This is a genomic window from Candidatus Cloacimonadota bacterium (assembly GCA_034661015.1).
In the GTDB taxonomy this organism is placed as follows: domain Bacteria; phylum Cloacimonadota; class Cloacimonadia; order JGIOTU-2; family JGIOTU-2; genus JAYEKN01.
The window spans coordinates 1-4,057 of record JAYEKN010000014.1; the positions used below are offsets into that span (position 1 = coordinate 1).

A 4,057-nucleotide genomic window follows, 5' to 3' on the forward strand; every position below is an offset into this window, starting at 1 on the left:
TTTTTCTCGAATCTCAAATCTATTTTACGTTTTTTCCAATCAAAATTATATAATTTTGCATCCACGTATGCATCAACTATAGAGATAAATTTCACGGTAGCAAACCACCAAATCATATTCTGACTTTTGTCATTATAATTGACGTATTCGTTGTAGTCCGACTGATTCTGAGTTTGCTGGTAATCATCAAATGCTTGATTCGTTTTCACTGCATAATAAATTCCAAAGCCGAGTAAGGAAGATTCCAGAGTTATATAGAGGGAAGCTTTTAAGGGTTTATGATTATAAAACTGTCCCCCACCGGGAAGGAAAGCAGATAACAACATTGCTTTTGAGGGGATTCTTGCGGGAGCAAATAAAATGCTATCAGGTGCATTCGAAGAATCAGAAACCACTTCAGCAGAGGCAATTCCGAATAAACAGGAGATGAATATCAGCAGCAAAAATAATTTGACTGTTTGCATAATCCATTTAATTAAGTAACTATTTTTTTCTTTTATCTCGAATGTAGATCACGTTGGAGTGCCCTTCTCCGAGATCTCTTTTGTCTATTTCAAAAAGCTTGGTTGCAGCAACAAGTTCTCCCAATTTATTGTAACCATAATTTCTCGGGTCAAATTCGGATGCCTGTTTTGCAATATTATTTCCAATATCTCCGAGATGTGCCCATCCGCTATCATCCGAAGAAGCTTCGATTGCATTTCTGAAAAGGGTTACTAATTTTGTGTCCCCTTTAAGTTTTCCGGAAGGCATTTTTTTTACTGTAACACCAACACTTTCTACTGATCTAAGGACTTCTGTATAAATAAATTTATCGCAGGCAGAGACAAAAGATTTGGGGGTTTTTTGCTCTCCGAATCCATAAACCAAAAGACCTTCTTCTCTAATTCTGGCAGCGAGTCGGGTAAAATCGCTATCGCTGGAGACCAGACAGAATCCGTTAAATCGCTTTGTATAAAGCAAATCCATCGCATCAATTATCATTGCACTGTCCGTTGCATTTTTGCCAACAGTATAACCGAATTGTTGAAATGGCTGAATCGAATGTTCCAGCAAAACTTCTTTCCACCCGTTTAATCTTGGAGTAGTCCAATCTCCGTAAATGCGTTTTACACTTGCTACGCCAAACTTTGTGATTTCCGACAATAAGCCATCTGTGATAGATGGTTGAGCATTATCAGCATCAATAAGGACAGCGAGCATATTTTGTTCTTGTTCATCAATTTTCATTATAAATTCCTTTTTCCATCGTTTGTTTTTCTTACAGCAACAACAATTGAGGCAATAATTATGTCAAGAAAAGCATCTTCTTTTCGTTTATCCTCTTATTTCGTCTAACAATTCATTGATAAAGGGATAGCCATAAATTGAATATTCTCCTCGCTTTTGTCTAATATCATTTCCCATTATCAAATATGAATTACTGATATTTTCTTTTATTTTTTGAAAATAATCCAAGCCCTTGAAAAAATTAGAACTAACGGTTTGAGCAGATTTTATTTCGATGGGAACAGGATTAAATCCATTATCCAAAATTAAGTCAACTTCATTTCCGGTATTATCGCGAAAGTAGTATAAATTGCTTCGTTGACCTCGATTATACCTATTTTTCAAAAATTCTATGACGACAAAAGTCTCGAACAATTCTCCCTTCAGAGGATGAGTTTGAAGTTGAGTATCATTTTGAATACCGATTAGATGTGCGGCGAGTCCAACGTCAAGGAAATAAAGTTTTGGGGATTTTCTAATGCGTTTATTGTAATTTTTGTAATAAGGAGGTAAGAGAAAAATAATATAACTTGCTTCTGCAATGGATATCCATTCCTTAACGGTTTTATGATTTATTCCCAATTCGTTACCGACATTACTGAAATTCACGATTTGCCCGGTTCTTCCCGCACAGAGTTGAAGAAAACGGTGAAATTGCATCAAATCTTTCACTTTCATTATTGAGCGAATATCCTTTTCCACATAAGTTTCCAAATAACTCGATAAGAATAATTCAGGACGGATATGCTGATCAAAGATGCGCGGGTAAAAGCCGTTATATAAAATTTTATTTTTTGGAATATAAGTTTTACCATAAAATTCGGAATAGGAAAAAGGAAGTAGTTTCAGAATACCTGTCCTTCCGGCGAGTGATTGGGAAATAAAGGTCAAATACTCGAACTGATTGCTACCGGTTAAGATATATCTGCCGTTTATTTTCTCCGAATCAACAATAGTTTGTATGTATGATAAAAGAGAAGGGACTTTCTGGATTTCATCTAAGATTACACTATTGGGATATTGTGATAAAAAATCTCGCGGGTCTTTTTTTGCATACTCTCGTGTGTCGAGATCCTCCAATGAGACATAGTCCATTTTTGGATATGTTTGCTTGACTAAGGTTGTTTTGCCGGATTGCCGAGGTCCGGTAATTGTTACAACAGGAAACGAGGACATCATCTCCTGTAGCAAACTCTGCATCTCTCTTTTAATCATTTTCCACATCCTTTTTTACATTTTGGGAATTCGACTACCAATTTGTAAACAGGGTTTTTTTGTCAAGGCTTTTGCTATTTTTGTTTATATATTTATCCTATGCGTGAACGCATAGGCTATTAAAAACAAAAACGAAAATAGCCCAATGCTTCGCGAGTATGGATGAAGAATAAAAAAAGAAATAGCCCAGTCCTTCAGGACTGGGAAATGAGAAGGAAGAAATAATCTACGCCGTTCACGGCGTTATAAAATGAGCGTATCGTTTTGTCATATGCGTGAACGCTTAGGCTATTTAAGAATAAATGGCTTTACGAACCAACCTGTCTCTACGTAGCATAGTGAAGACGGATTTTAAGGTTTGGAAAGATTGACAACAAAACACAGATTAAAATTTTTATATACATGAAAGATAAAACATATTTCCCCATAATAATATCCTCACCCTCTGGTGGCGGCAAAAGTTCCGTATGTGACGAAATATTAGATAGATGTGATGATGTTATCTATTCCGTTTCATACACAACGAGACCTCCTCGTGAAACCGAGAAAGATGGGGTGGACTATCATTTCATCTCTGAAAAAAGATTTATGGAAATGGTGAATAATGGTCAATTTATCGAATGGGCAAATGTGCATAATTTTTATTATGGAACTTCTTTGCAAGTAGTGAAAGATTGCCTGAAGAACAAAAAGCATGTTTTGATGGATTTGGATACTGAAGGAACAAAGCAATTATTGAAAAAAATGCCGGAAACATTATCAGTTTTTCTTTTCCCGCCAAGTATGAAAGAATTGGAAGATCGCTTACGAAATCGGAATACAGATAATGAAGAAACGATAAAAATAAGGCTGGTAAATGCAAGAAAAGAATTTGCCGATGCTTGGATTTATGATATATTCTTGATTAATGATAATCTGGAAGAAGTTATCCAAAAAATAATAAAAAAAATAAAAATAAAAAGTAGTAATTGATTTAACTTATAAAAAAGGAAGGACAAAAATGCGAGATAAAACAGTATCGGAATTTCTGGAAGAAAGAAATTGTACGTATCTTTATTTATTACTGGCTAACGAAGAATACAGAAGATTACATAAGGTTCCATCGGTTGTAAGAAGCGGTTTTGATGAAAAAATAACTACAATGTCTTTAAATCATGTTGCTAAAAAAAATATTCCTGATTATATGATGCCAGAAGAAGAAAACGCTGATATCATTGGAAGAATGGCTGAAATTATTGATGGACCAATGAAAAAGTAAGCCGAATAACATTATTTATAAATACTGAAAATTGAAAAACGAATTGGCTTCATCTCTACAAAAATTGGGGATTTTAAAATTTTCGGGGATTGATGAACTCATCATAAACTCTTCTTCTCCAGTTGAAAAAGATAATGACCTATTATCGAGCGAAGTAGCAAGTGATGTGGCGTACGTTCCCAAGCAGGGGCTTGGGAACGAGAAAAAGTTTCAGGGGCTTGGGAACGAGAAAACTAGTGAAAAAATTGAGAATGGGAAAACCGGTGAAAAAATTGAGAATGGGAAAACTAGTGAAAAAATTGAGAATGGGAAAAC

General features: G+C 35.1%; 6 protein-coding genes. 3 read left to right on the forward strand and 3 right to left on the reverse strand.

Annotated features, from left to right (window positions below; all coding sequences use genetic code 11):
* From U9P79_00435 to U9P79_00445, 3 genes are all read right to left on the reverse strand, one after another.
* Window positions 1–395 (reverse strand): DUF5683 domain-containing protein (locus U9P79_00435; GenBank protein ID MEA2103100.1); only part of this gene is annotated, 395 nt, incomplete at its 3' end.
* An 88-nt stretch (window positions 396–483) separates the two neighbouring features.
* Complete coding sequence (locus U9P79_00440; GenBank protein ID MEA2103101.1) at window positions 484–1,230, reverse strand: NYN domain-containing protein; 747 nt, start codon at window positions 1,228–1,230, stop codon at window positions 484–486.
* Window positions 1,231–1,317: 87 nt separating this feature from the next.
* Complete coding sequence (locus U9P79_00445) at window positions 1,318–2,484, reverse strand: ATP-binding protein (GenBank protein ID MEA2103102.1); 1,167 nt, start codon at window positions 2,482–2,484, stop codon at window positions 1,318–1,320.
* Window positions 2,485–2,886: 402 nt separating this feature from the next.
* Here U9P79_00445 and gmk point away from each other — a divergent pair, with 402 nt between their 5' ends.
* From gmk to U9P79_00460, 3 genes are all read left to right on the forward strand, one after another.
* Complete coding sequence (gene gmk / locus U9P79_00450) at window positions 2,887–3,456, forward strand: guanylate kinase (protein MEA2103103.1); 570 nt, start codon at window positions 2,887–2,889, stop codon at window positions 3,454–3,456.
* A 28-nt stretch (window positions 3,457–3,484) separates the two neighbouring features.
* Entirely contained in the window at window positions 3,485–3,742 is a 258-nt protein-coding gene (locus U9P79_00455) for a hypothetical protein (GenBank protein MEA2103104.1), read from the forward strand.
* A 31-nt stretch (window positions 3,743–3,773) separates the two neighbouring features.
* The coding region (locus tag U9P79_00460; protein ID MEA2103105.1) for a hypothetical protein at window positions 3,774–4,057 on the forward strand (284 nt) is incomplete at its 3' end.

Bases quoted from the DNA above. Each gene is read 5' to 3' on its own strand.
- U9P79_00455 (MEA2103104.1), top strand. From the start codon at position 3,485: ATGCGAGATAAAACAGTATCGGAATTTCTGGAAGAAAGAAATTGTACG.
- gmk (MEA2103103.1), top strand. From the start codon at position 2,887: ATGAAAGATAAAACATATTTCCCCATAATAATATCCTCACCCTCTGGT.
- U9P79_00440 (MEA2103101.1), bottom strand. From the start codon at position 1,230: ATGAAAATTGATGAACAAGAACAAAATATGCTCGCTGTCCTTATTGAT.
- U9P79_00445 (MEA2103102.1), bottom strand. From the start codon at position 2,484: ATGATTAAAAGAGAGATGCAGAGTTTGCTACAGGAGATGATGTCCTCG.